General features: G+C 68.4%; 20 protein-coding genes. 14 read left to right on the top strand and 6 right to left on the bottom strand.

Features of this window, described 5'->3' with window-relative positions; all coding sequences use genetic code 11:
• Positions 1-85 precede the first annotated feature (85 nt).
• The 3 genes from uvrA to K2W61_RS03390 all read left to right on the top strand — a co-directional run bounded on the left by uvrA (position 86) and on the right by K2W61_RS03390 (position 7,703).
• On the top strand, positions 86-5,848 hold the full coding sequence (gene uvrA, locus K2W61_RS03380; RefSeq protein ID WP_236755052.1) for an excinuclease ABC subunit UvrA: 5,763 nt from the start codon (positions 86-88) through the stop codon (positions 5,846-5,848).
• 9 nt (positions 5,849-5,857) lie between these two features.
• Positions 5,858-6,994 carry an aminodeoxychorismate synthase component I gene (locus K2W61_RS03385; RefSeq protein WP_175131192.1) on the top strand — a complete coding sequence of 379 codons (1,137 nt, stop codon included), beginning with the start codon at positions 5,858-5,860 and terminating at the stop codon, positions 6,992-6,994.
• A gap of 76 nt (positions 6,995-7,070) precedes the next feature.
• Positions 7,071-7,703 (top strand): aminotransferase class IV family protein, encoded by a 633-nt coding sequence (locus tag K2W61_RS03390; RefSeq protein WP_175131191.1) that lies wholly within the window; start codon positions 7,071-7,073, stop codon positions 7,701-7,703.
• Between the two features lie 30 nt (positions 7,704-7,733).
• On the opposite strand, the gene K2W61_RS03395 is transcribed toward K2W61_RS03390, so the two are convergent.
• A complete protein-coding gene (locus K2W61_RS03395; RefSeq protein ID WP_175131190.1) occupies positions 7,734-8,636 on the bottom strand; it encodes a LysR family transcriptional regulator in 903 nt (300 codons plus the stop codon).
• 193 nt (positions 8,637-8,829) lie between these two features.
• Between K2W61_RS03395 and K2W61_RS03400 the strand changes: the two genes are divergently transcribed.
• The 3 genes from K2W61_RS03400 to K2W61_RS03410 are packed head-to-tail and all read left to right on the top strand — an operon-like array spanning position 8,830 to position 10,898.
• Positions 8,830-10,095: an aromatic ring-hydroxylating dioxygenase subunit alpha gene (locus K2W61_RS03400; protein WP_175131189.1), complete on the top strand. Its 1,266-nt coding sequence runs from the start codon at positions 8,830-8,832 to the stop codon at positions 10,093-10,095.
• 2 nt (positions 10,096-10,097) lie between these two features.
• Positions 10,098-10,571 (top strand): aromatic-ring-hydroxylating dioxygenase subunit beta, encoded by a 474-nt coding sequence (locus tag K2W61_RS03405; RefSeq protein ID WP_236755053.1) that lies wholly within the window; start codon positions 10,098-10,100, stop codon positions 10,569-10,571.
• 15 nt (positions 10,572-10,586) lie between these two features.
• On the top strand, positions 10,587-10,898 hold the full coding sequence (locus tag K2W61_RS03410) for a non-heme iron oxygenase ferredoxin subunit (RefSeq protein WP_006393099.1): 312 nt from the start codon (positions 10,587-10,589) through the stop codon (positions 10,896-10,898).
• A 69-nt stretch (positions 10,899-10,967) separates the two neighbouring features.
• On the opposite strand, the gene K2W61_RS03415 is transcribed toward K2W61_RS03410, so the two are convergent.
• The 4 genes from K2W61_RS03415 to K2W61_RS03430 form a co-directional block, all read right to left on the bottom strand.
• Positions 10,968-11,798: a tRNA threonylcarbamoyladenosine dehydratase gene (locus K2W61_RS03415; RefSeq protein ID WP_175131187.1), complete on the bottom strand. Its 831-nt coding sequence runs from the start codon at positions 11,796-11,798 to the stop codon at positions 10,968-10,970.
• 61 nt (positions 11,799-11,859) lie between these two features.
• Positions 11,860-13,287, bottom strand: a complete 1,428-nt coding sequence (locus tag K2W61_RS03420) for an efflux transporter outer membrane subunit (RefSeq protein ID WP_175131186.1) — start codon at positions 13,285-13,287, stop codon at positions 11,860-11,862.
• Positions 13,288-13,292: 5 nt separating this feature from the next.
• Positions 13,293-15,251 (bottom strand): MacB family efflux pump subunit, encoded by a 1,959-nt coding sequence (locus K2W61_RS03425; protein ID WP_175131185.1) that lies wholly within the window; start codon positions 15,249-15,251, stop codon positions 13,293-13,295.
• A 1-nt stretch (position 15,252) separates the two neighbouring features.
• On the bottom strand, positions 15,253-16,431 hold the full coding sequence (locus tag K2W61_RS03430; protein WP_175131184.1) for an efflux RND transporter periplasmic adaptor subunit: 1,179 nt from the start codon (positions 16,429-16,431) through the stop codon (positions 15,253-15,255).
• Between the two features lie 493 nt (positions 16,432-16,924).
• Here K2W61_RS03430 and K2W61_RS03435 point away from each other — a divergent pair, with 493 nt between their 5' ends.
• From K2W61_RS03435 to purU, 6 genes are all read left to right on the top strand, one after another.
• Positions 16,925-18,058, top strand: coding sequence for an MFS transporter (locus K2W61_RS03435; RefSeq protein WP_236756941.1), 1,134 nt, complete (start codon positions 16,925-16,927; stop codon positions 18,056-18,058).
• A complete protein-coding gene (locus tag K2W61_RS03440) occupies positions 18,055-18,708 on the top strand; it encodes a gamma-glutamylcyclotransferase (RefSeq protein WP_419761586.1) in 654 nt (217 codons plus the stop codon). Before K2W61_RS03435 ends, K2W61_RS03440 begins: the two co-directional genes overlap by 4 nt.
• Positions 18,709-18,825: 117 nt before the next feature.
• Positions 18,826-19,455, top strand: a complete 630-nt coding sequence (gene pdxH, locus K2W61_RS03445; protein WP_175131181.1) for a pyridoxamine 5'-phosphate oxidase — start codon at positions 18,826-18,828, stop codon at positions 19,453-19,455.
• A 51-nt stretch (positions 19,456-19,506) separates the two neighbouring features.
• A complete protein-coding gene (locus K2W61_RS03450) occupies positions 19,507-20,031 on the top strand; it encodes a flavin reductase family protein (protein ID WP_175131180.1) in 525 nt (174 codons plus the stop codon).
• Positions 20,028-21,161, top strand: coding sequence for an NAD(P)/FAD-dependent oxidoreductase (locus K2W61_RS03455; protein ID WP_175131179.1), 1,134 nt, complete (start codon positions 20,028-20,030; stop codon positions 21,159-21,161). The genes K2W61_RS03450 and K2W61_RS03455 overlap by 4 nt, the downstream gene beginning before the upstream one ends.
• 3 nt (positions 21,162-21,164) lie before the next feature.
• Positions 21,165-22,019, top strand: coding sequence for a formyltetrahydrofolate deformylase (gene purU, locus K2W61_RS03460; protein WP_175131178.1), 855 nt, complete (start codon positions 21,165-21,167; stop codon positions 22,017-22,019).
• Between the two features lie 40 nt (positions 22,020-22,059).
• Here purU and K2W61_RS03465 read toward each other — a convergent pair whose 3' ends face one another.
• A complete protein-coding gene (locus K2W61_RS03465; protein WP_236755054.1) occupies positions 22,060-22,992 on the bottom strand; it encodes a LysR family transcriptional regulator in 933 nt (310 codons plus the stop codon).
• A gap of 129 nt (positions 22,993-23,121) precedes the next feature.
• Here K2W61_RS03465 and K2W61_RS03470 point away from each other — a divergent pair, with 129 nt between their 5' ends.
• Together K2W61_RS03470 and K2W61_RS03475 are read left to right on the top strand one after the other, a co-directional pair.
• Positions 23,122-24,822: an acyl-CoA dehydrogenase family protein gene (locus tag K2W61_RS03470; RefSeq protein ID WP_175140984.1), complete on the top strand. Its 1,701-nt coding sequence runs from the start codon at positions 23,122-23,124 to the stop codon at positions 24,820-24,822.
• A gap of 61 nt (positions 24,823-24,883) precedes the next feature.
• Positions 24,884-25,861: a Bug family tripartite tricarboxylate transporter substrate binding protein gene (locus K2W61_RS03475; protein WP_175140985.1), complete on the top strand. Its 978-nt coding sequence runs from the start codon at positions 24,884-24,886 to the stop codon at positions 25,859-25,861.

Here is a 25,861-nt window from a genome sequence, read left to right on the forward strand (position 1 = left end):
GGCAATTATTCCACATCGCCACGCCCCGAACCAGCCACAGGCCGCCGTCCGGGGCCCCGCCCTCCCTCAGGCTACGATACCGTCCATGAGCTCCCAAATCCGCATCGTTGGCGCCCGCCAGAACAATCTCAAGAACCTCGACCTGACCATCGCCACCGGCGAACTGGTAGTCGTGACCGGGGTGTCGGGGTCCGGCAAAAGTTCGCTGGCCTTCGACACCCTCTATGCCGAGGGCCAGCGCCGCTACGTGGAGACCTTCTCGCCCTATGCGCGCCAGTTCCTGGACCGCATGGACAAGCCCCAGGTGGACCGTATCGAGGGCATCCTGCCGGCCATCGCCATCGACCAGACCAACCCGGTGCGCAGCTCGCGCAGCACGGTCGGCACGATGACCGAGCTCAATGACCACATCAAGCTGCTATTCGCGCGCGGCGCGCGCCTGCACTGCCGCGGCTGCGGCAAGGTGGTGCAGCGCGACACGCCCGACTCCATCTACCGCTCGCTGGCCGAACGCGCCGCCGCCGCCGGCGACCCGCGCCTGGTGGTGACCTTCCCCATCGCGGTGCCCGCCAACTTCACCGAAGACGAAGTGCGCGGCTTCCTCGAGCAGCAGGGCTATACCCGCGTGCATACCGAGGAAACCGCCGTGCCGCGCGCCGCCGCGCCGGCCAAGGGCGCCAAGAAGGAAAAGGGCAAGGCCAAGGCCGCCACCGAGGCGCGCCGCATCCTGCATGTCATCCAGGACCGCTTCCGCTTCGCCGGCACCGAGCGCGAACGCGTGATGGAAGCGCTGGACACCGCGCTGCGCATGGGCGCCGGGCACCTGGCCGTGTACGCCATGGACGCCGAGGGCGCCGACGCGCATCTCTGGAAGTACAGCGACCGGCTGCACTGCGCCGACTGCGATATCGAGTACACCGATCCGTTGCCCAGCAGCTTCTCGTTCAACTCGCCGCTGGGCGCCTGCGAGGCCTGCCGCGGCTTCGGCCGCGTGATCGGCATCGACTTCGGCCTGGTCATCCCCGACGAGAACAAGACCCTGCTGGAAGGCGCCATCAAGCCCTGGACCACGCCGTCGTACAAGGAATGCCAGGACGACCTGCAGAAATATGCGCCGCGCGCCGGCATCCCGCTGGGGGTGCCGTGGAAGAGCATGAGCGAGGAACACAAGCGCTGGGTGCTATACGGCACGCCCGACTGGAAGGGCGGCAACGACGCCTGGAAACACCAGTGGTACGGCGTGCAACGCTTCTTCGACTGGCTCGAGACCAAGTCGTACAAGATGCACGTGCGCGTGCTGCTGTCCAAATACCGCAGCTACACGCCCTGCCCCACCTGCAACGGCGCGCGCCTCAAGCCCGACGCGCTGCTGTGGCGCCTGGGCACCAAGGCCGAGGCCGACACCGTGCTGCCGCCCGACGATGGCCGCTACAAGCGCTTCATGCCGGTCGGCGCCAACTGGAGCCGCGAGCAGCTCGACAACCTGGACGGCTTGTCGATCCACGACGTGATGCTGCTGCCGATCGAGCGGGTGCGCGCGTTCTTCGACGCCCTGTCGTTCGAAGGCGCGCTCGACGCCGCCACCGACCTGCTCATGACCGAGGTGCGCGCGCGCCTGAAGTTCCTGTGCGACGTCGGCCTGGGCTACCTGACGCTGGACCGCCAGAGCCGTACGCTGTCAGGCGGCGAAGTGCAGCGCATCAACCTGACCACCGCGCTCGGCACCTCGCTGGTGAACACGCTGTTCGTGCTGGACGAGCCGTCCATCGGCCTGCACCCGCGCGACATGCACCGCGTGGTCGAGGTCATGCACCGCCTGCGCAGCGCCGGCAACACGCTGGTGGTGGTCGAGCATGACCCGCAGGTCATGGTGGCCGCCGACCGCATCATCGACATCGGTCCCGGCCCCGGCGAACGCGGCGGCCAGATCGTGTTCGACGGCACGCCGGCGCAACTGCGCGCGGCCCGCACGCTGACCGGCGACTACCTCGGCGGACGCCAGCGCGTCGAAGCGCCGCGCCCCATGCCGGTGGCGGCCAGCACGCCGCGCCTGCTGCTCGAAGGCGTCAGCGCGCACAACCTGAAGAATGTCTCGGTCGAGCTGCCGCTGGGCCGGCTGGTGTGCGTCACGGGCGTGTCCGGCTCGGGCAAATCGACCCTGGTGCAGGACGTGCTCTACCCGGCCCTGCTCAAGCAAAAGGGCAAGCCGTCGGAAGCGCCGGGCGCCTTCGAGCGCCTGCTGGGCGCCGAGCAGATCGCCGACGTCGTCATGGTCGACCAGACCCCGATCGGCAAGACCGCGCGCTCCAACCCGGCCAGCTACGTCGGCGCGTTCGACGCGATCCGCAAGCTGTTCGCCCAGGCGCCGCTGGCGCGCGAACGCGCCTACACCGCCGGCACTTTCAGCTTCAACGGCGGCGACGGCCGTTGCCCGACCTGCGGCGGCACCGGCTTCGAGCACGTCGAGATGCAGTTCCTGTCCGACGTCTACCTGCGTTGCCCCGATTGCGACGGCAAGCGCTTCCGCCCCGAAGTGCTGGAAGTGCGCGTCGAGCACCTGGGCAAGAGCGCCTCGATCGACGAGGTGCTGGAAATGACGGTGAGCGAGGCGCTGACGTTCTTCAAGGGCCTGCGCGACGTGCAGACCGGCCTGGCGCCGCTGGCCGATGTCGGCCTGGAATACGTGCGGCTGGGCCAGCCGGTGCCAACGCTGTCGGGCGGCGAGGCGCAGCGCCTGAAGCTGGCCGGCCACCTGGCCGAAGCGGCGCGCAGCGGCATCTCCACCGCCAAGGTCGCCAAGAAGCGCAGCCTGTTCCTGTTTGACGAGCCCACCACCGGCCTGCACTTCGATGACGTGGCGCGCCTGATGCGCGCCTTCCGCAAGCTGCTGGCCGCGGGCCACACGCTGCTGGTCATCGAACACAACCTGGACGTGATCCGCGCGGCCGACTGGCTGATCGACCTGGGCCCCGAAGGCGGCGATGCCGGCGGCCTGGTGATCGGCGTCGGCACGCCGCAGGACCTGATGGCCAACCCCGGCTCGCACACCGGCGCGGCGCTGCGCGACTACGAAGTCAGCATCCTGCCGGTCGACGTGGTGGTCAGCAGCGACATCGATGCGCAGGAAGCCGAGCAGGCCGGCCTGACGGCCCTGGTCGCCGAACCCACCGCCAGCTATGGCGCCGGCGAAGGCACGCCGCTGCAATCGGTCATGCGCAAGCGCCGCCAGGACAACAACCTGGCGATCGAGATCCGCAACGCGCGCGAGCACAACCTGAAGAACGTCAGCGTCGAGATTCCGCGCGACAAGTTCACCGTGATCACCGGCGTGTCCGGCTCGGGCAAATCGACCCTGGCCTTCGATATCCTGTTCAACGAAGGCCAGCGCCGCTACCTCGAATCGCTCAACGCCTACGCCCGCGCCATCGTGCAGCCGGCCGGCAAGCCCGACGTGGACGCCATCTTCGGCATCCCGCCCACCGTGGCCATCGAGCAGCGCACCAGCCGCGGCGGACGCAAGTCGACCGTGGCCACGATGACCGAGATCCATCACTTCCTGCGCCTGCTGTACGTGAAGCTGGGCACGCAATACTGCCCTGACTGCAACGTCGCGGTGGAGCCGCAGAACACCGACCAGATCGTGGCGCGCCTGCTGCGCGAACGCAAGGGCGAGCACATCGGCCTGCTGGCGCCGCTGGTCACCGCGCGCAAGGGCTACTACACCGACCTGGCCAAGTGGGCCGGCTCCAAGGGCCATACGCACCTGCGGGTCGACGGCGAATTCATCCCCGTGGCGCCGTGGCCGCGCCTGGACCGCTACAAGGAACACACCATCGAGCTGCCGGTGGCCGACGTGGTGGTCGACCCGGCCAACGAGGCCGACCTGCGCGCCGCGGTCAAGAGCGCGCTGGAAAATGGCCAGGGCGTGATGTCGGTGGTGTGGCCGGTGGACAAGCTGCACGAGGCGCTCAACAGCGAACTGCAGCAGCAGCATTTCTCGGTCAAGCGCGCCTGCCCGTCGTGCGGCACCAGTTTCCCCGAGCCCGATCCGCGCCTGTTCTCGTACAACTCCAAGCACGGCTGGTGCACCGGCTGCTTCGGCACCGGCCTGCAATTGCAGGGCTTCGACGAAGCGCAGACCGGCGAGGAAACCGCCTGGAACGCCTGGTACGAAGGCGAGGCCAAGGTCTGCACGCAGTGCGACGGCCAGCGGCTGAACCGGGTCGCCCGCGCGGTGCGCTGGCGCGACAAGTCAATCGCCGAACTGGCCGCGCTGCCGGTGTCGGACGCGCATACCTTCTTCACCGGACTGGTGGCGCGCGGCCGCGAAGGCGAGATCGCCCGCGACATCCTCACCGAAATCCGCGGCCGCCTGAACTTCATGCAGGAAGTCGGCCTGAACTACCTGGCGCTGGACCGCGCCGCCCCCACCCTGTCGGGCGGCGAGGCGCAGCGCATCCGCCTGGCGGCGCAGCTCGGCTCCAATCTGCAAGGCGTCTGCTATGTGCTGGACGAGCCCACCATCGGCCTGCACCCGCGCGACAACCGTATCCTGCTGGACGCACTGGCGCGGCTGGAAGGCAACGGCAACACGCTGGTGGTGGTCGAGCATGACGACGACACCATCCGCCGCGCCTCGCACATCATCGATATCGGCCCCGGCGCCGGCATCCGCGGCGGCCGCGTGGTGGCGCAGGGCAGCGCGCAGGACCTGATCGACGCGCCCGAATCCGTCACCGGCCGCTACCTGGCCAAGCCGCTGCAACACCCGTTGCAAGGCCGCCGCCCGGTCGAGGCCGACACGCCGATGATCGAGATCAAGGGCGCGCGCCTGCACAACCTGCGCAGCGTTGACGCCAAGATCCCGGTGGGCCGCCTGAGCGTGGTCACCGGCGTATCCGGTTCCGGCAAATCGACGCTGGCGCGCGAAGTGCTGCTGGACAACCTGATGCAGGCCGTTTCGCAGGGCAAGGCGCCCGGCTGGGCCGGCTGCGAGAGCATCCGCGGCTGGGAGGCGATCGACCGCGTGCTGGAAGTGGACCAGACCCCGATCGGCAAGACACCGCGCTCGTGCCCGGCCACCTACGTCGGCTTCTGGGACGACGTGCGCAAGCAGTTCGCCGACACGCGCGAAGCGCGCATGCGCGGCTGGACGGCGGCGCGCTTCTCGTTCAACACCGGCGACGGCCGCTGCCCGATCTGCGAAGGCCAGGGCATGCGCACCATCGAAATGAACTTCCTGCCCGACGTGAAGGTGCCGTGCGATGCCTGCAACGGCGCGCGCTTCAACAGCGACACGCTGAGCGTGCAGATGCGCGGCAAGAACGCCGGCGAACTGCTGGCCATGGAAGTCGATGACGCCATCGAGTACTTCGCCGCCCATCCCAAGATCCACCGTCCGCTGCAACTGATGCAGGACGTCGGCCTGGGCTACCTGACGCTGGGCCAGCCGTCGCCGACGCTGTCCGGCGGCGAGGCGCAGCGCATCAAGCTGGTGACCGAGCTATCCAAGGCGCGCCTGACCGACGGCCTGATCAAGACCGGCCGCGCCTCGCGCATCCCGCACACGCTGTACGTGCTGGATGAGCCGACCGTGGGCCTGTCGATGGCCGACGTGGAAAAGCTGATCCACGTGCTGCATCGCCTGGTGGAAGCCGGCAACACGGTGGTGGTGATCGAACATAATCTCGACGTCATCGCCGAAGCCGACTGGCTGCTGGACCTGGGCCCCGAAGGCGGCACCGGCGGCGGCAAGCTGGTGGCGCAGGGCTCGCCGGAACACGTCATGACCTTGCGCGACCACTCCCATACCGGCCGCGTCCTGACGGAATTCCTGGCGCAACAGTAAAAGAGAGTCATGCATTGTCGTTTTGAAGACCGGCTGGCCGGCCGCGCGCTGCGGCTGGACGGTTTTTGCGCCCGCATCGAGGCGCGCGCGGCGGCCGAGGTCGGCCCCGCCCTGGCCGCCATCGACGCGGCGCGCCGACGCGGGCACTGGGTTGCCCTGCTGCTGGATTACGAGCTGGGCGAATGGCTGCTGCCGGAAGCCGCCCTGCCCGCGCCCGCCGGCCCCTGGACGCCGCCGCATGACGACGGCCGGGCGCGCCTGACGGCGCTGGTATTCGAGCGCAAGTTCGACGAAGCCCCGTGGGACGCGCCGGCGGCCGACAGCGCGCCAGGCGCGCTCAGCATTCCCGCGCCGCGCATGACCGAAGCCGCCTATGTGCGCCGGATCGACGCCATCCGCGACCTGATCGGCGCCGGCGAGCTGTACCAGGTCAACTACACCCAGCCGCTGGACGTGCAATACCAGGGCGACGCGACCACGCTATACCGCCGCATCGCCGCCCGCAATCCTGTGGCGCACGGCGCCTACATCGAGGACGGCGCGCGCACGGTGCTGTCGTTCTCGCCCGAGCTGTTCGTGACCCGCCGCGGTGCGCGATTGACCACCCGCCCCATGAAGGGCACGGCGCCCCGCCATCCCGATCCGGCCGAGGACCAGCGCCTGGGCCAGGCGCTGCTGGCCAGCGAGAAAAACCGCGCCGAGAACCTGATGATCGTCGACCTGCTGCGCAACGACCTGGGCCGGCTGGCCGAACCGGGCTCGGTCACGGTCGAGGCGCTGTTCGCGCTGGAACGCTATCCCACGGTCTGGACCATGACCTCGACCGTCTCGGCGCGGGCGCCTGACGCCACGCTCGAAGACGTGCTGCGCGCGCTGTTTCCCTGCGGCTCGATCACCGGCGCGCCCAAGGTCGCCGCCATGCGCCGCATCCGCCAGATGGAGACCGCGCCGCGCGGCCTGTACTGCGGCAGCATCGGCTGGCTGGCCCCGGACGGCGATTTCTCGCTCAACGTGGCCATCCGCACCTTGGTGCTGGACCGGGCCGGGCATGGCGTCTACAGCGTCGGCGGCGGCATCGTGCATGACTCCGACCCGGCCGAGGAATGGCAGGAATGCCACTGGAAGGCCCGTATCCTGCGCGCCTGAGTGCGCAATCCGCGTCCGCGGGGTAGGATAGAACCCGGCCCCGCCCGCCACCGTCGGCCGTTTCCCAGGAGCCCCCATGCAACCCGAACTGATCGAGACCATCCTGGTCGATGCCGAGCGTCGCGTGCCGCTGCTGGCGCGCCACCTGCGCCGTCTGGAGCACTCCTGCAAGGCGCTGGGCTATGCCTGGGGCGGCGGCGCGGTCGAAAGCGACATCATGATCGCCGCCCTCAGCCTGAACACGCCTGGCGCGCACCGCCTGCGTCTGCTGGCCGCGCGCGATGGCAACCGCCACATCCAGACCGCCGTGCTGCCGCCGCTGCCGGCGGTGCAGGAAATCATGCTGGCGCCCGAGGCGCTGCGCTCGTCCGAACCGCTGCTGCGCTACAAGACCACCTACCGGCCCTGGTACACCAAGACCATCGAATGGCTGCCGGCCCATCCGCACATCTTCGACCTGGTCTACCTGAACGAACGCGGCGAGCTGTGCGAAGGCAGCCGCAGCAACGTCTACCTGCGCCTGGATGGCGAGTGGTACACCCCGCCGGTCGATAGTGGCTGTCTGCCCGGCGTGCAGCGCGCCGAACTGCTCGACACCGGCAACGCCAAGGAACGGGTGCTGACCCTGGCCGATCTGCATGCGGCTGAAGAGATCCGCCTGTCCAACGCCTTGCGCGGCTGGTTCACGGTGACCCTGCGCGAAGCCTGAACCGGCCGCCCGCCTCGCGCGCGGGTCCCGCTAATCCGCGAACTGCTCCACCACCACCTGCCGCAGCCACTGGTTGGCGGGCTCGCGGTGGTTACGGGCATGCCAGAACACGTTGATGACGGACTCCGGGATCTTCACCGGACAGGGCGCGGTGGCCAGGCCGAAGGGCTTGCAGGCGCAATCGGCGAAGCGGCGCGGCACCACCGCGATCATGTCGGTGGCCTGCAGCACCGGCCCCACCGCCATGAAGTGCGGCACCGTCAGGCGCAGGCGCCGGCGAATGCCGGCCTGCTCGATGACCTGGTCGACCACGCCGTGGCCGGTGCCCTCGGACACGATGGCGACGTGCTCGGCGGCGCGGAACTGCCGCGCCGACACGCCGGTGCGCGCCAGCGGGTGGTCCTCGCGGAAAATGCACACGTACGGCTGGCGGAACAGCCGGCGCTGGAAGAAGCCGTGCTTCAGGCCCGGCAGGAATCCCATCGCCAGATCGATGCGGCCGCGCTCCATCTCGTCCTTCACGTCGATCGAGGTGGTGCGCACGGTGCGGATGGTGACGCCGGGCGCGGCGCCGTCCAGGGCCCGCATCAGGCGCGGCAGGAAATAGGTTTCACCGACGTCGTTGACGCCGATGACGAAGGCCCGCTCGCTGCGCGCCGGATCGAAGCTGGCGCGGGCGTTGAGCGTGCCGTGCAGCGCTGCCAGCGCGTCGGCGATGGGTTGCGCCAGCGCCTCGGCATACGGCGTGGGCACCATGCCGCGCGAGGTGCGCAGGAACAGCTCGTCGCCCAGCAGCTTGCGCAGCCGACCCAGCGCGTTGCTGACGCCAGGCTGCGAGATGCCCAGGTTCTGCGCCACCGCCGACACACGGCCGTGCTTGCACAACGCGTTGAACACGACCAGCAGGTTCAGGTCCATGTCTTGCAGGTTCATGCTTGTCTCCACCAATATTCATTTTGGTGATTGTTGTCATCATCCAGATTCTATTTATTTATTTCACACCCTGGCCGATGATGCAACAAACGCCTGCGCCCATGCCGCGCGGGCCCCGATGGATGAAGGAGACAACCATGCGCCATCCCCCCGCCCCGCCCTGTCGGCGCGGCCGCCTCGCCGGAGGCCGCCGATGAACGCCCCCGAACAGCCGCTGTCGTTCGTGCCGCCCTGGCAGGGCGACGGCAGCCACCGCATTCCCTTCGGCGTCTACACCGACGCCGCCCTGCACCAGCGCGAGCTGGCGCGCTTCTTCTATCGCGGCCACTGGAGCTACGTCGGCCTGGAAGCGGAAATCCCCAACCCCGGCGACTTCAAGCGCACCGCCGTGGGCGAGCGTTCGGTCATCCTGCTGCGCGACAACGACGGCCAGGTGCGCGTGGTGGAGAACGTCTGCGCCCACCGCGGCGTGCAGTTCTGCCGCGAACGGTCCGGCAACCGCAGCGAATTCGTCTGCCCCTACCACCAATGGAATTACGACCTGCAGGGCAATCTGATCGGCGTGCCGTTCCGCCGCGGCGTCAAGCAGGACGGCCGCGTCAACGGCGGTATGCCGCCCGACTTCAAACCCGAGGAACACGGCCTGACCAAGCTGGCCGTGGCCTGCCGCAACGGCGTGGTGTTCGCCTCGTTCGACCATGAGGTCGAGCCGCTGGAGGACTACCTGGGCCCGGACATCCTGCACTACTTCGACCGGGTCTTCGATGGCCGCCAACTGGTGATCCACGGCTACAGCCGCCAGCGCATTCCCGGCAACTGGAAGCTGATGCAGGAGAACATCAAGGACCCGTACCACCCGGGCCTGCTGCACACCTGGTTCGTCACCTTCGGACTGTGGCGCGCGGACAATCGCTCGGAGCTGAAGATGGACCGCCACTTCCGCCACGCCGCCATGATCTCGACCCGCGGCCAGGGCGGCAAGGGCAGCGTCACCAGCGGCGTGTCCAGCTTCAAGGAGCAGATGACGCTGAACGACGACCGCTTTCTCGACATCGTGCCGGAGCCCTGGTGGAACGGCCCGACCGCCGTGCTGATGACGCTGTTCCCCAGCGTGATCATCCAGCAGCAGGTCAATTCGCTGTCGACGCGCCACATCCAGCCGGTGGGCCACGACGCCTTCGACTTTGTCTGGACGCACTTCGGCTTTGCCGACGACACGCCCGAGATGACGCAGCGCCGCCTGCGCCAGGCCAACCTGTTCGGCCCCGCCGGCTTCGTGTCGGCCGACGACGGCGAAGTCATCGAGTTCTCGCAATCCGGCTTCGCGCAGAAGCCCTGGCACCGCAGCGTGGCCGAGCTGGGCGGCAAGACCGCCGAGAACACCGACCACATGGTGACCGAAACCCTGATCCGCGGCATGTACGCCTATTGGCGCCGCGTGATGGAAGCGGAGGCGTAAGGATGCTGGACTTTCCCCTGTACTACCAACTGACCCGGCTGTACACCGACTACGCCGCCGCGCTCGACGCCGAACAGTGGGCGCAATGGCCCGAGTTCTTCCTGGAGGACTGTGTCTACAAGGTGCTGCCGCGCGAGAACCACGAGCGCGGCTACCCGCTGGCGACCATGTCGTTCGAGAGCCGCGGCATGCTCAAGGACCGCATCTACGGCGCCACCGACACCATCTTCCATGATCCGTACTACCAACGCCACGTGGTCGGCGCGCCGCGCGTGCTGTCGGTGCAGGGCGACCGGATCGAATCGGAAGCCAACTACGCGGTGTTCCGCACCAAGCCGAACCAGCTGACCACGGTCTACAACGTCGGCCGCTACCTGGACGTGATCCGGCAGACGCCCGACGGACTGAAGTTCGAGTCGCGCCTGTGCATCTTCGACAGCGAGCTGATCCCGAATTCGCTGATCTACCCCATCTGACCAGGACACCAGGACATGACTACGAATTGGATCAAGGCCATCGCGTTGGCCGACGTGCCGGACGAGGACGTGATCGCCGTGCAGGCGGGCGATCGCGAGATCGCGCTGTACGGCGTGGAAGGCAACGTCTACGCCACCGACAACCTCTGTACGCACGGCAATGCGCGCCTGTGCGACGGTTTCCTGACGGGCCACGAGATCGAGTGCCCGCTGCACCAGGGCCGCTTCGACGTGCGCGACGGCCGCGCGCTCTGTTCGCCGCTGCGCGACAACCTGGCCACCTATCCGGTCAGGATCGAGGACGGCGTGGTGTTCGTAGCGCTGTGAGCATGGCGCGGCGCCGCAAGCGCGGCGCGGCGGCCCGCCATTCCGAACCGGGCGGCGCCAGTCCCCGCCTTACAGCGCCAGCCGCAAGGCCTCGTTGGCGGCCGCCATGCCCATGGCGGCGGTCACGGTGACCACCGAGCCATAGCCGGCGCAGGACAACCCCTGCGGCGCCACGGCCTGCGCCGAGGCACCCATATCGTCCTCGGCCTCGGCCTGCCGCGTCCATTCATCGGGCAGGATGGCGGGCTGATCGAACCACAGGGCATGAATCCCCATCTTCGGCACGCGCTTGAGCGCCTTGCCGTTCTTGTCGGACGCCCGCGGAAACCCATGCTCGCGCCGCAGCTTGTTGCGCAGCTTGGACAGCAAGGCGTCGTTGACGGCGGCCGACAAGTCGCCGGCGCGCAACGCCAGCGGATCGGTCTTGCCGCCGGCGCCGCCACACAGCAGCATCGGTATCCCCAGCGCCCGCGCATGCAGGATCATGGCGATCTTGGCGGTGGCCTGATCGGTGCAGTCGATGATGGCGTGGTAGGGACCGGGCAGCACTTGCCCGACGTTCTCCGGCGATACGAAATCATCGACGCGTGTCAGGCGGCACTCGGGATTGATGGCCAAGACGCGCTCGGCCATGGCATCCACCTTGGATTGCCCCAGGGTTTGCGTCAGGGCATGGATCTGCCGGTTGACGTTGGATTCGGCGATGTGGTCCAGGTCGATCAGCGTCAGGGCGCCGACGCCGCAACGGGCCAGGGCTTCGACGGTCCAGGAGCCAACGCCACCCAGGCCGGCGACGGCGATGTGGGCGCCTTGCAGGCGGGCGGGAGCGTCGGGGCCATAGAGGCGGGACAGGCTGCCGAAGCGGCGGGCGATGTCGGCTTTTTCTTCTGGGGGGATCATGGGGGTATTTTATATGGGCGCGGAGGGGGGTCTTGCGCCGCGCGTGGCCGGGGCGGAAGGATCAGCGTGCATTCACACCGACGGAATCGTTCCGCGTCGGCACGGCATCGTCGCCGCCCAGCGCCTGATAGACCTTCACCTGGTTGATCAGGCGGTTCAGGGCGTTCTCGTCCCGCGCGATCTCGGCCGCGCGCCGCTTTTCCTGCGCGTCCAGCCAGAACCGCAACGAGACCGAGCCGGCCCGGTAGCGTACCTCGTACAGGCGCTCGGCCTCGCGCGCCGCCTTCAGGGACGCGTCCAGTTGCTCGGCCTGCAGGCGCAACTGGGTACGATTGGACAAGGCGTTCTCCACGTCCGCCATCGCCTGGTACAGGGCCTGGCGGAAGCTCACGACCCGCTCGTCGAAATCGGCCTGCGACACGCGCAGGTTCAGGCTCAGGCGGTTCCATTGCAGGAATGGCAGCGTCAGCGCTCCCGCCAACGATCCCACGGGGTTCTGCAGCACATTCGACAGCGTCGGACTGGAGCTGCCCAGCGCGCCGGTCAGGTTCAGCGTCGGATAGAAACTGGCGCGCGCCGCGTCGATGTTGGACAGCGATTCGCGCAGCCGCAATTCGGCGGCGCGCAGATCCGGGCGACGACCCAGCAGTTCGGCCGGCACGCCTTCGCGCGCCTGCGGCAGCGGGTATTGCGGCAGGCGTTGCGGGTCGGCCATGGTACGGTCGGGCGGGCCGTCGAACAGGATCGCCAGGGCGTTCACGTATTCCACGCGCTGCTGCACCAGCAGCGCGTGCGCCGCCTGCTGGCTCGCCACGGTCTGCTCGGCCTCGGCCAGCTCCAGCGCCGAGGCGCCGCCGGCGGCGTACTGCGCGCGCACCAGGTCCTGCGTCTTGCGGGCGTAGGCGATGCTCTCCAGGCTGCTGGCGATGCGCTGGTTGATGAAGGCGGTCTGCCAGTACAGCGTGGCCGTGGTGCCCACCAGCGACAGCGCCGAACTCTGGCGGTCCTGCTCGCTGGCCAATGCCTCCCATTCGGCGGCATCGAGCTGGCGCGAGAGCTTGCCCCACAGGTCGACCTCGTAGCCGATCGACAGTTCGGCGCTGTTGGTGCGGGTGATTTCGCGTTCGCCGCGCAGGTTGCGGGCGCGCGTCACGTTGCCGGTGCCGGACAGTTGCGGGATCAGCTGGTCCTGCGCCAAGCCGGCCTGCAGTTGCGCGCGGCGCACGCGGATGGCGGCGGCGGCCAGGTCGTTGTTGCGCGCCAGCGCGCCGTCGACCAGGCCGTTCAGCACCGGGTCGTTGAAATTGCGCCACCAGGCGCCGCCGGTGGCCAGCGCGCTGGCGGGGGCCGCAGCGGCGCCATGGGTCCAGGCGGGCGGCGCCTGCGTCGCGGGCGCGCGGTATTCGCTTTTTAGCAGACCGCCACAGCCGGCCAGGGCCAGCGTCAGGGCCACTGCGGCGGGTTTGCGGATCAGGGAAACCACTTTCATCTTCCTCATTCCCGGGCCAGGGCCTCGACGGGGTCCAGGCGCGCCGCGTTGCGCGCCGGTAAATAGCCGAACAGCACGCCGATCAGTGTCGAGCAGGTGAAGGCCGCCACCATCGACGCGGTCGAATAGATCATGCGGAACGAACCGCCGGTAGCCTTGGACACCAGCACGCCCAGCCCCAGCGACAGCGCGATGCCCACGGCGCCGCCGATCAGGCAGACCAGCACGGCTTCGATCAGGAACTGCTGCATGATGTCGCTGCGACGCGCGCCCACCGCCATGCGCACGCCGATCTCGCGGGTACGCTCGGTCACCGACACCAGCATGATGTTCATGACGCCGATGCCGCCGACCATCAGCGAGATCAGCGCGATCAGCGACACCAGCAGCGTCATGGTGGCCGTGGTGCGCTCGATGGTCTTGCGGATCGCATCGGTGTTGAACACGAAGAAATCCTTCACCACGTGGCGGCGCAGCAGCACCTTGGTGATGGCCTGTTCGGCGGCCGCTGGCGGCGCGGCGTCGTTGACGCGCACGGTGATGCTTTTCAGATGCTGCTGTCCCAGCACGCGCGACAGCGCCGTGGTGTAAGGAATCCACACATTCAGGGTTTCGTTGTTGCCGAACACGGTGTCGTTCTTTTTCGTGACGCCGATCACCCGCGCCGGCATCGACCCCAGGAACACGACCTGCCCGATCGGGTCGGTGTGCGAACCGAACAAGGTCTTGCGGGTGCTCTCGTCGATCACCACTTCCTGGGCGCGCCGCGCCACGCTGGTGGCATCGAAGAACTTGCCCTGCGCCAGCTTGACCGCGCGCACGCGGAAGTACTGCTCGCCCACGCCCTGGATCGAGCCGTTCACCGCCACATTGCGATAGCGCAGCGTGTTGCTGGTGGAAACCTCGGGCGTGACGCTGTCCACGTAGGACTCGCGTGACAGGGCCTCGGCATCGGCCGGCACCAGGGTGCGGATGGTCATGGCCTTTTCGTCGCCGAAGTCCTTGCCCGGGAACACCTCGACGGTGTTGGTGCCGATCTCGCTGATATCTTCCAGGATCTTCTGGCGCGAGCCCTCGCCCAGCGCCACCACCGACACCACCGCGGCAATGCCGATGATGATGCCCAGCATGGTCAGCGAGGTGCGCAGGCGGTGCGCGTTCATGGCCAGCAGCGCCATGCGCAGCGCCTCGCCACAGCGGTCCAGGTAGGCCTGCCAGGCCGGGCGCGGCGGCAGCGGCGCGGCTGCTTCGCGCGCCGCCTCGATGCGCGGCGCGTCGGGATTGCGCTGGTCGGCGACGATCTCGCCGTCGCTGATCTCGATGATGCGCTGCGCGTGGCGCGCCACGTTCATGTCGTGGGTGACCAGGATGATGGTGTGGCCGGCGGCGTTCAGCTCTTCGAGGATGCGCAGCACTTCCTGGCCGGTATGCGTGTCCAGCGCGCCGGTCGGCTCGTCGGCCAGGATGATGTCGCCGCCGTTCATCAGCGCGCGGGCAATGCTCACGCGCTGCTGCTGGCCGCCGGACAACTGGCCAGGACGGTGGCCGGTGCGCTCGCCCAGCCCCAGGCGTTCGAGCAATTCGGCGGCGCGCGCCAGCCGCGCCTCGCGGCGCTTGCCGGCATAGACGGCCGGCACCTCGACGTTGCCCTGCGCCGTCAGGTCGGACAGCAGGTGGTAGCGCTGGAAGATGAAGCCGAAATGCTCGCGGCGCAGTTCGGCCAGCTCGTCCGGATCCAGTTCGCCGGTGCTGCGCCCGCTGACGCGGTAGTCGCCGCTGGTGGCGCGGTCCAGGCAGCCCAGGATGTTCATCAGGGTCGACTTGCCCGACCCGGACGCGCCGACGATGGCCACCATTTCCCCGGCCTCGATGGTCAGGTCGATGTCCTTGAGGACGGCGATGGTCTGCTCGCCCGCGGGGAATTCGCGCCGGACCCCGGACAGCGAAATCAACGGTGCAGCCATGTCAGCGTCCCGCCGCCGCTGGCGCGGCGTCGGCCGACACCACCCGCTCGCCCACCGCCAGGCCATCCAGCACTTGCGCCTGCACGTTGTTGTTCATGCCGATCCTGACCAGGCGGGTCTCGGTCTGGTTGTCCTTGCCCACCACCCGCACTTCGTAGCGGCCGTCCGCGCCGCGCTTGCCCAGGGCCGAGGCGGGCACCACCACGGCGTCGCGCGCCTCGCCCAGCACGATGGAGACCTGCGCGGTCATGGAAATGCGCAGCTTCTCGTCGGGGTTGGGCACGTCGAACAAGCCGTTGTAATAGACCGCCGCGCTGGTGGAATTGGCGCTGGACGAGGTCAGCGACGAGGTGGCGTCGTCCTTCTGGATCGAGTCCGGCGCCGGCTCGACCGCGCGCAGCGTAGCGTGGTAGCGGTGATCGGGCTCGCCCAGGATGGTGAAGTACACCGGCAGGCCCGGCTTGACGCGGGTCACGTCGGCCTCGGAGATCTGCGCCTTGATGGTCATGGTGGCCACCTGGGCCACCTTGATGATGGTGGGCGCGCTCTGGATCGCGTTGACGGTCTGGCCTTCCTTGGTCACCACCGCCACCACCACGCCATCGATGGGGGAGACGATGCGGGTGTAGCCCAGGTTGACCTTGGCCTTGTCGACCTCGATCTCGGCCTGGACGATCTGGGCGTCGAGCGCGGCGATGTCGGCGCGCGTCACGCCCAGCGTGGCCTCGGCCGCCTCATAGTTCTCGCGCGAACTGGCGTCGGCCGCCAGCATCTGGCGCTGGCGGCGGAAGGCCAGCTCGGCCTGCTTCAGGGTCGCCACCTTGGCGGCGCGCTCGGCGCGGCGGGTCTGCAGCGCGGCCTGGGCGTTGCGCAGGTCGTTCTGCTGGGTCAGGTCATCGATTTCGGCGACCAGTTGCCCTTTTTTCACCCGGTCGCCCAGCGCCACCTTCAGCGATTTCAACTGGCCGGAGGCCTGCGCGCCGACGCTGACGCGCTCGATGGCATCCATGGTGCCGCTGGCCAGCACACTGTCTTCGAGGTTGCCGCGCACGACCTCGGCCACGGCGAAGGTGGGCGGTGGCGGCGACGAGAAAAACGCGGCCCGGACGCCAAAGACGATGACCAGAAGAACAACGGCGATCAGGCTGTAACGCTGGACTTTGCTGCGAGGTTTTTTCATTGAACCAGTCAGGAGAAGGCGGCGGAGGCACTCTCCGCCTCCCGAATGCGTCGACGCGGATCGGCGGAGTCATGCGTACCCATACTGACCGCTCATGCTAAACGGCGAGTGCCGTCAAAGCATGGCTATCTGTGCCGAAAGGGTGAAAAACGGTAAAGCCCCCATTGGGTCGCGCGACCAGGAGAATTGTTCCGTTGCATGAACGATACATCTGTTGCGGCGCATTAGCGTTTCCATTTTGCGCAACCCTGTCCGCAACGTGATGCCATCTTGCGGCATCCTTGCCGTAGAAGGGCCATAGATGCAGCCTATCCGCTCGCCCCGGCTCATCATGGATTGCGGCGACGCAAAATAAGCGCGCCTCGACATAGGCCGACGATAGGCACAGAATGGACTCAGTTACGCCGCATCCGTGTCCAATCCGCCCCCCTCTCCCTCTACTCACAACGCCGCCCCGGAGTTTTCCGGGGCGGCGTTGTTGTGCGTGCTGGCCATGCTGAACCACGTGGCGCTCACGGGGGGACGGATCACGGTGTCCCTGACGGCGCTGCAGATGGGCCTGTCGACCTTCAAGGTCGGAACGCTGGTGGCGGTATTCGCGGTATTGCCGATGCTGTTCTCGGTGGGCGCCGGCCGCTGGGTCGACCGGGTCGGCATCGTGCGCCCACTGGTCATCGGTACCGCGCTGGTGGCAACCGGCACGGCATTGCCGTTTCTGTCGCAGACCCAGTCCGCGCTGCTGGTGGCCTCCTGCTGCATCGGCATCGGCTTCATGCTGCACCAGGTGGCCACGCAGGATCTGCTGGGTCATGCCGAACCGACCCAGCGCCTGCGCAATTTTTCGCTGATGTCGCTGGCGCTGGCCGGCTCGGGTTTCTCGGGGCCGCTGATTGCCGGCCTGGCGATCGACCATCTGGGCACGCGGCTGGCATTCGGCCTGCTGACGCTGGGCCCGCTGCTGTCCGCCGGCGGCTTGTACATGTTGCGCCGCCAATTGAGGGCGGTCGATTCGCAGTTGTCCGGCGCCAGGCAGGCGCAGCGCCGCCGCGTGACCGAGCTGTTGGCGGTGCCGGCGCTGCGCCGCATCCTGATGGTCAATACCATCCTGTCGGGCGCCTGGGACACGCATCTGTTCGTGGTGCCGATCTTTGGCGTTGCCATCGGCCTGTCGGCCACCACCATCGGCGTCATTCTTGCGTCCTTCGCGGGGGCAACGTTCGTCATCCGCCTCGTATTGCCGCTTATCCAGCGCCGAGTGCGGTCGTGGACCCTGGTACGGACGGCCATGGCCACCGCCGCCATCGATTTCATGCTTTACCCGCTTTTCACCGACGTTGGCATCCTGATCGTGCTGTCATTCATCCTTGGGCTTGCGCTGGGGTGCTGCCAACCGAGTATGCTTTCATTGCTGCACCAGCATTCGCCGCCGGGCCGCGCCGCCGAAGCCGTCGGGCTGCGGATGGCGCTGATCAACGGATCCCAGGTGTCCCTGCCGCTGACCTTCGGCGCGCTCGGTGCGGTCATCGGCGTTGCCCCGCTGTTCTGGGCCTATTCCGTGGCCTTGATGGCCGGTGGCTGGGCCAATCGCAACCCCCCGCTCGAGTCTGACCGGAAACCGTCGTCGTGAACATGCAGTCCTCTCCCCCCGTGGCCGGCGCCAGCCTGCCTTTCCGCCTCTGGACCCCCGAAGAGCGGCAAGCCTCCCTGCAGGCCGCCCTGCAACATTGGCGCGACGGCGAGGACGTGTGGGTATATGGGTACGGATCACTGATCTGGCGTCCCGACTTCGACTTCGAGGAACGCCGGCTGGCCACCCTGCGCGGCCATCACCGCGCGCTGTGCCTGTGGTCACGGGTCAACCGCGGCACGCCGGAATGCCCCGGACTGGTGTTCGGCCTGGACCGCGGCGGTTCCTGCCGCGGCGTGGTCTACCGCCTGGCGGGCCGCCAGGTGCCGGCCTACTTCCCGGCGCTGTGGGAGCGCGAGATGTCGACCGGGGCCTATCTGCCGCGCTGGATCAACTGCAACACGGACGCCGGCACGGTGCGCGCGCTGGTGTTCATCATGAACCGCGACAACCCCGCCTATATCCGCGCGCTGCCCGAGGCCGAACTGCTGGCCATCGTGCGCCGTGCCGCCGGCCGCTATGGCCCCTGCACCGAATACGTGGTGCAGACCGCCCAGGCGCTGCGCGCCGCCGGCATCCACGATGCCCGGCTCGACACTATCGCCCGGCGCCTGGAACAGGACGGCCACGGCCTGCCCGAGGGCGCCTGACACGTCCCCGGCGCCCTTCCGGCGCAAAAACTTCCCCGGGCCCTGCGCGGGGTCAATAAGGGGAGCGTATCTGCGGCGGTATAAACTGCTTGTCATCAACGCTGAAACACACGCCCCATGTCTGTCTCCGATCTGCGTCAAAGCTACGAAAAGAATGTGCTGCTGGAAGGCGAGGCGGCCGCGTCCCCGTTCGAGCAGTTCACCCGCTGGTTCGACGAAGCCCTGGCCGCCAAGGTGCCCGAGCCCAACGCCATGACCCTGGCCACCGTCGACGCCGCTGGCCAGCCCAGCGCCCGCATCGTCCTGGTCAAGGGCTTCGACGAGCACGGTTTCACGTTCTTCACCAATTACGAGTCGCGCAAGGGCACCGACCTGCTGGCCGAGCCGCGCGCCTGCCTGCTGTTCTTCTGGCAACCGCTTGAGCGCCAGGTGCGCATCGAGGGTGTGGTGGAGAAAGTGTCGGCCGAGGAATCGGACGCCTATTACCACAGCCGCCCGGCCGGTTCGCGCATCGGCGCCTGGGCCTCGCGCCAGAGCCAGCCCATCACCCGCGCCGAGCTGGAGGCCCGCGAGCAGGAATTCCGCGCCCGCTACGGCGACCAGCCGCCGCGCCCGCCGCACTGGGGGGGCTACCGCCTCAAGCCCACCACCCTGGAATTCTGGCAAGGCCGGCCCTCGCGCCTGCATGACCGCCTGCGCTATGTCGCCGACGGCCAGGGCTGGAAGATCGAACGCCTGTCGCCTTGACGCCGCCGGGCGCCGCGCCTCGCCGCGGCGCCCGCCCCATCTCTCACTTGCATGCCAGCCTCCTCCCCTGATTTCGATGCCGCCTTTTTCCGTACCGCGCTGGGCCGCTACGCCACCGGTGTGACGGTCGTGACGACCGCCGACCTCGATGGCGCGCCGATCGGGCTCACGGTCAGTTCCTTCAATTCGGTCTCGCTGAACCCACCGCTGGTGCTGTGGAGCCTGTCGCGGAATTCCTCGTCGCTGGCCGCTTTCGAGCAGTGCCAGCGCTATGTCGTCAACGTGCTGGGCGCCGGACAGATTGCCCTGGCGCGGCGCTTTGCCACCGGCAAGACGCCCGAGCGCTATGCGGGCCTCACCGTGCACCACGCGCCGGGCGGCACCCCGATGCTGGACGGCCATTGCGCCGCCTGGTTCGAATGCCACAACCGCAGCCGCTACGTCGAAGGAGATCACGTCATCATGGTGGGAGAAGTCGAACGTTGCGGACATAGCAGCGAGCCGCCGCTGGTCTTTCATGCCGGCGGATTCGACCTGACGCCGGCCGGTTCCCGCGGCCAGGGAGCGGTCTCGTGAGCGTCGATATCGATTGCGTCGTGATCGGCGCCGGCGTGGTCGGCCTGGCCATCGCCCGCGCCCTGGCCCAATCGGGCCGCGAAGTGCTGGTGGCCGAGGCCACCGAAGCCATCGGCACCGGTACCAGTTCACGCAACTCCGAAGTGATCCACGCCGGCATCTATTACCCGGCGGGCAGTCTCAAGGCCCGCCTGTGCGTGCGCGGCAAGCACCTGCTGTACGCCTATTGCGCCGAACGCGGCATTCCGCACAAGCGGCTGGGCAAGCTGATCGTGGCGACCGACACCGAACAGGCCGCCCAACTGGCAGGCATTGCGCAGCGCGCCCGCGCCAATGGCGTGGATGACCTGCAGTTCATTTCCGGCGAGGACGCCATGCGGCTGGAGCCCGCCCTGCGCTGCACCGCCGCGCTGGTGTCGCCTTCCACCGGCATCGTCGACAGCCATGCGTTGATGCTGGCCTACCAGGGCGATGCCGAGAATGCCGGCGCGCAATGCGTGTTCCACACTCCGCTGGTCTCCGGCCGTGCCTGTCCCGAAGGCGGATTCGAACTGCAATTCGGCGGCGACGAAGCCATGAGCCTGCGCTGCAACGTGCTGATCAACTCGGCCGGCCTGCAGGCCCCGGCGCTGGCGCGCCGCATCGAGGGCGTGCCGGCCGCCAGCATCCCCACCGACTACCTGTGCAAGGGCAGCTATTTCACGCTGTCCGGCCGGGCGCCGTTCTCGCGCCTGATCTACCCGGTGCCGCAGCATGCCGGCCTGGGCGTGCACCTGACGCTCGACATGGGCGGCCAGGCCAAGTTCGGCCCCGATACCGAATGGGTCGGCACCGAGGACTACACCCTCGACCCGGCGCGCGCCGAGGTCTTCTACGCCGCCGTGCGCAGCTATTGGCCGGCGCTGCCGGACGACGCCCTGGCGCCCGGCTACACCGGCATCCGCCCCAAGATTTCCGGTCCGCACGAACCGGCAGCCGACTTCGTCATCGCCGGTCCGGCCGCGCACGGCGTGCCCGGCCTGGTGAACCTGTTTGGCATAGAATCGCCCGGACTGACCTCCAGCCTGGCGCTGGCGGAAGAAGCCCTGGCGCGCCTGGCCGATGACGCTTCCTCACCTTCTTTTCCCTGAACAATGCAGCACAACGACTACATCCTGACCCTGTCCTGCCCCGACCGCACCGGCATCGTCTTCCGCGTCAGCGGCCTGCTGTTCGAATCGGGTTGCAACATCCTCGATTCGCAGCAGTTCGGCGACGAGGAAACCGGCCGCTTCTTCCTGCGGGTGCACTTCGACCTGCCCGCCGGCGAAGCCCCGGACGCCCTGCGCGCCCGCCTGGACGAGATGGCGGCCGAGTACGGCATGCAATTGCAGCTGCACGACGCCCGCCGCAAGGAACGCCTGCTGATCATGGTCAGCAAGCAGGGCCACTGCCTGAACGACCTGCTGTTCCGCGTCCACAGCGGCCAGCTGCACGCGGACGTGGCGGCCATCGTCTCCAACCACAACGACTACGCCGGCCTGGCCGCCTCCTACGGCATTCCGTTCCACCATCTGCCGGTCACGCCCGACACCAAGGCCGAACAGGAGCGGCAGGTGCTGGCGCTGGTGGACCGCTACGACATCGACCTGGTGGTGCTGGCGCGCTACATGCAGATCCTGTCGGCCGAGATGTGCCAGGCGCTCAATGGCCGCGCCATCAACATCCACCACAGTTTCCTGCCCAGCTTCAAGGGCGCCCGCCCGTATCACCAGGCGCACGCGCGCGGCGTCAAGATCATCGGCGCCACCGCCCACTTCGTCACCTCGGACCTGGACGAAGGCCCGATCATCGACCAGGACATCGAGCGTGTCGACCACACCATGACGGCGCAGGACCTGACCCAGGTCGGCAGCGATATCGAGTCGCTGGTGCTGTCGCGCGCCGTGCGCAGCCACGTCGAGCACCGCATTCTGCTGAACCGCAACAAGACCGTGGTGTTCCGCTAGGCGCTTGTCCGGCCCGCCGCCCGCGGCGGGCCGCCAGGCTTCATGCGCCCCGGCCGCCAGGCCTGGACTTGTCTTTCCCGCGCGCGCTGGCGGGAAACTGGCGCGCCACCAGCGCCAGCGCCTTGTCCTGCAGCGGCGTGCGCTCGGTCCCTGGCCAGATCACCTGGCTGACCGAGCGCGCCTGATGCTCGAAGGCGATGAAGCGCGTTCCCGCCAGGCCGCTGCGCGACAGGCAGGACGGCACGATCGACACCCCCAGCCCCTGCGACACCAGCGAGGCCACGCTCAGCCAGTGGCGCACCTCGTGCCGCACCACCGGCATGAAGCCGGCCCCCACGCACAGCGACAGCACCGTCTCGTAATAGCTGGGCGACGCCGCTCTTGCGAAAAACACGAAATCGTCCGCGGCCAGTTCGGCCAGCGCCAGCGACTGGCGCCCGGCCAGCGGGTGGCTGGCGGGCAGGCAGACCACGAAAGGCTCGGCCAGCAGGTCGCGCGCGGCCACGCCGGCCGGCACCGGGTTGGCATGGATGAAGCCCAGGTCCTGCTCGCCGCGCCGCACCGCCTCGATCTGGTCGTGCGAATTCAGTTCGGTCAGCACATGCTCCACGTCAGGCAGTTCGGCCCGCATCGTCCCCAGCAGGGCCGGCAGGCCGCGATACAGCATCGACCCCACGAAGCCGATGCGCAGGCGGCCGCGCAGACCGGCGTCGACCCGCTGCACCAGCATGCGCACGTCCTCGGCCTGGCGCAGCAGGGTCTGCGCCTCGCGGTACAGCACCTGGCCGGCGGCGGTCAGCTCCACCTGCCGACTGGTGCGCGCCAGCAGGCGCGCGCCGACGTTGTCCTCGAGCTGGCGGATGGCGTAGCTCAACGGCGGCTGGGAAATATGCAGGCGCGCGGCGGCGCGGCTGAAATGGCGCTCTTCGGCCACGGCGATGAAATAGCGCAGCAGGCGCGGGTCCAGGTCCATCGGTCTCCTCCCTGGGCGGCGCCCCGAGATCCATATTTTTTTTGGATAGGTCTACATTAAAACGGTATTTGTATAGATTAATCCATCGTCGCACCATGCCAGCGATCCCCTTTTGCGCAGGATGCCGCCATGGATACCCCCGCCCACCCCGTTGCCACCGCCGCCCCGCCCATTCCGGACGCGCGCGGCCTGAACCTGTTCCGCGCCGATCCCTACGCCGCGCCGCTGGCTCAGCGCTACCTGCCGCCCGCGCTGCATGCGCACCTGCTGCCGCACCTGGATCGCCTGGGGGCCCTGGCTGGCGGCCACATGGACGAACTGGCGGCCACCGCCGACAAGCATCCCCCCACCCTGTCGGTGCGCAGCCGCGCCGGCGCCGACGAATCCCGCATCGACAAGCACCCCGCCTACGTCGAACTGGAACGCCTGGCCTACAGTGAATTCGGCCTGGCGGCGCTGTCGCACCGCGGCGGCGTGCTGGGCTGGCCCGAACCCATGCCGGCCGCCGCCAAGTACGCCCTGAGCCATCTGTTCGTGCAGGCCGAGTTTGGCCTGTGCTGCCCGGTCAGCATGACCGATTCCCTGGCCCGTACCCTGCGCAAATTCGGCGATCCGGCGCTGGTGGAACGGGTGCTGCCGCAGGTCACCAGCCAGGACTTCGACACGCTGCGCCAGGGCGCCATGTTCATGACCGAGCAGGGCGCCGGCTCGGATGTCAGCGCCACCGAAGTGACGGCCGCCCGTCAGGACGATGGCAGCTGGCGCATCCACGGCGACAAATGGTTCTGCTCCAACCCCGACGCCGGCTTCGCCATGGTGCTGGCGCGCAGCGAAAGCGAGCCCGGCCTGAAGGGCGTATCCCTGTTCCTGCTGCCGCGCGAACTGGCCGACGGCTCGCACAACCACTACCGCATCCTGCGCCTGAAGGACAAGCTCGGCACGCGCTCCATGGCCAGCGGCGAAATCCGGCTGGAAGGCGCGGTGGCCTGGCTGGTGGGCGAGCGCGGCAAGGGCTTCAAGCACATGGCGGACATGATCAACAACTCGCGCCTGTCCAACGGCATGCGCGCGGCCGGCCTGATGCGCCGCGCCGTCACGGAGGCAGTCTACGTATCGCAACACCGCCGCGCCTTCGGCAAGCGCCTGATCGACATGCCGCTGATGCAACGCCAACTGGTCAAGATGACCGTGTGGGCGGAGCAGGCGCGCAGCGTCATGTTCCAGACCGCCCGCGCGCTGGCCGACGCCGACCAGGGCCGGGGCGATCCGGCCCTGGCGCGCATCCTGACGCCGCTGATCAAGTTCCGCGCCTGCCGCGATGCCCGCAAGGTCACCGGCGACGGCATGGAGGTGCGCGGCGGCTGCGGCTACATCGAGGAATGGACCGAACCGCGCCTGGTGCGCGATGCGCACCTGGGCTCGATCTGGGAAGGCACGAGCAACATCGTCGCGCTGGACGTGCTGCGCGCCATCAAAAAGGAAGGCTCGCTGCCGGCGCTGCAACGCCATGTCGACCAATTGCTGGCCGAAGGCGTGCCCTGCCCCCCGGCGCTGGCCGCGATGCAGGCCGACGCCCTGCGGCAGACCTATGCCCTGGCCGAACGCGCCGCGCGGGAGGGCCGCGACGAACTGGCGCGTCAGGCCGCCTCGCTGCTGTACCACGCGGTGTCGATGGCGGCGCTGCGCTGGGAAGCCGCGGGCGCGGGCCTGGCCAGCCGGGCGCTGCTGGCCGACCAGGTCTTGCAGCATCGCCTGGCGCCGCGCGACCCCTACGCCATCCCTACCGACGAAAGCGCCGCCTGCCGCGGCATTCTGCAAGACGCGCTGTAATACGGCGCCCCACCCCGACGCTGGCGGCACAGCCAGCGCGCCCACACCACTGGAGACACCCATGAAACGCCTGTTCACCCCCTTGCTGCTGGCGGCCGCCGCCATTGCCGCCGCGCCGCCGGCGCTGGCCGCCGACGCCTGGCCGGCGCGCCCGGTCACGCTGGTCGTGCCATTCCCGCCCGGCGGCCCCACCGACGCGCTGGCGCGTCGCCTGGCCGACAAGCTAAAGGACCCCTTGGGCCAGACCGTGATCGTCGAGAACCGCAGCGGCGCCGGCGGCAACATCGGCTCGGAGTACGTCGCCAATGCCAAGCCGGACGGCTACACCCTGCTGTTCGGCACCTCGGGGCCGCTGGCCATCAACATCAGCCTGTACAAGAACCAAGGCTACAACCCCGAAACCAGTTTCGCTCCCATCATCCGCATCGGCCATCTGCCCAACATCCTGGTGGTGAATCCGTCGGTGCCGGCCAACAACGCGCGGGAACTGATCGCCTACGCCAAGAAGAACCCGGACAAGCTCAGCTATGCCTCGTCCGGCAACGGCGCGTCGTCGCACCTGGCCGGCATTCTGTTCAACCAGATGGCCGGCACCCGCATCATGCACATTCCGTACAAGGGCACCGGGCCGGCGCTCAACGACCTGCTGGGCGGCCAGGTGTCGATGTCGTTCACCGATATCCTGACCGCGCTGCCGTACATCAAGGCCGGCAAGCTGCGCGCCATCGGCCTGGCCAGCGCGCAACGCTCCGATGCGCTGCCCGAGCTGCCCACGCTGTCCGAACAAGGACTGGCCGGCTATGACGTCAGCGTGTTCTTCGGCATTGTCGCGCCCAAGGATACGCCGGCGGACGTCGTGGCCAAGCTGAACCAGGCATTCAAGACGGCGCTGTCCGACCCCGTGATCGAACAGACCCTGCACAGCCAGGGCATCGTGCGCGCGCAGGATCAGACGCCGCAGGGCCTGTCCTCCTTCATCGCCACCGAAGTGCCGAAGTGGCGCGCGCTCATCAAGAGCGCCAACGTTTCCATCGACTGA

The sequence above is a fragment of the Achromobacter pulmonis genome (assembly GCF_021733725.1).
In the GTDB taxonomy this organism is placed as follows: domain Bacteria; phylum Pseudomonadota; class Gammaproteobacteria; order Burkholderiales; family Burkholderiaceae_B; genus Achromobacter; species Achromobacter pulmonis.

Excerpts from the sequence above, each read along its gene's own strand:
- K2W61_RS03410 (WP_006393099.1), top strand. The coding sequence starts at position 10,587 with ATGACTACGAATTGGATCAAGGCCATCGCGTTGGCCGACGTGCCGGAC.
- K2W61_RS03475 (WP_175140985.1), top strand. The coding sequence starts at position 24,884 with ATGAAACGCCTGTTCACCCCCTTGCTGCTGGCGGCCGCCGCCATTGCC.
- K2W61_RS03385 (WP_175131192.1), top strand. The coding sequence starts at position 5,858 with ATGCATTGTCGTTTTGAAGACCGGCTGGCCGGCCGCGCGCTGCGGCTG.
- K2W61_RS03415 (WP_175131187.1), bottom strand. The coding sequence starts at position 11,798 with ATGATCCCCCCAGAAGAAAAAGCCGACATCGCCCGCCGCTTCGGCAGC.
- K2W61_RS03470 (WP_175140984.1), top strand. The coding sequence starts at position 23,122 with ATGGATACCCCCGCCCACCCCGTTGCCACCGCCGCCCCGCCCATTCCG.
- K2W61_RS03430 (WP_175131184.1), bottom strand. The coding sequence starts at position 16,431 with ATGAAAAAACCTCGCAGCAAAGTCCAGCGTTACAGCCTGATCGCCGTT.
- K2W61_RS03450 (WP_175131180.1), top strand. The coding sequence starts at position 19,507 with ATGCCAGCCTCCTCCCCTGATTTCGATGCCGCCTTTTTCCGTACCGCG.
- K2W61_RS03390 (WP_175131191.1), top strand. The coding sequence starts at position 7,071 with ATGCAACCCGAACTGATCGAGACCATCCTGGTCGATGCCGAGCGTCGC.
- K2W61_RS03395 (WP_175131190.1), bottom strand. The coding sequence starts at position 8,636 with ATGAACCTGCAAGACATGGACCTGAACCTGCTGGTCGTGTTCAACGCG.
- uvrA (WP_236755052.1), top strand. The coding sequence starts at position 86 with ATGAGCTCCCAAATCCGCATCGTTGGCGCCCGCCAGAACAATCTCAAG.
- K2W61_RS03435 (WP_236756941.1), top strand. The coding sequence starts at position 16,925 with ATGCTGAACCACGTGGCGCTCACGGGGGGACGGATCACGGTGTCCCTG.
- K2W61_RS03400 (WP_175131189.1), top strand. The coding sequence starts at position 8,830 with ATGAACGCCCCCGAACAGCCGCTGTCGTTCGTGCCGCCCTGGCAGGGC.
- K2W61_RS03420 (WP_175131186.1), bottom strand. The coding sequence starts at position 13,287 with ATGAAAGTGGTTTCCCTGATCCGCAAACCCGCCGCAGTGGCCCTGACG.
- K2W61_RS03465 (WP_236755054.1), bottom strand. The coding sequence starts at position 22,992 with ATGGACCTGGACCCGCGCCTGCTGCGCTATTTCATCGCCGTGGCCGAA.
- K2W61_RS03405 (WP_236755053.1), top strand. The coding sequence starts at position 10,098 with ATGCTGGACTTTCCCCTGTACTACCAACTGACCCGGCTGTACACCGAC.
- purU (WP_175131178.1), top strand. The coding sequence starts at position 21,165 with ATGCAGCACAACGACTACATCCTGACCCTGTCCTGCCCCGACCGCACC.
- K2W61_RS03425 (WP_175131185.1), bottom strand. The coding sequence starts at position 15,251 with ATGGCTGCACCGTTGATTTCGCTGTCCGGGGTCCGGCGCGAATTCCCC.
- pdxH (WP_175131181.1), top strand. The coding sequence starts at position 18,826 with ATGTCTGTCTCCGATCTGCGTCAAAGCTACGAAAAGAATGTGCTGCTG.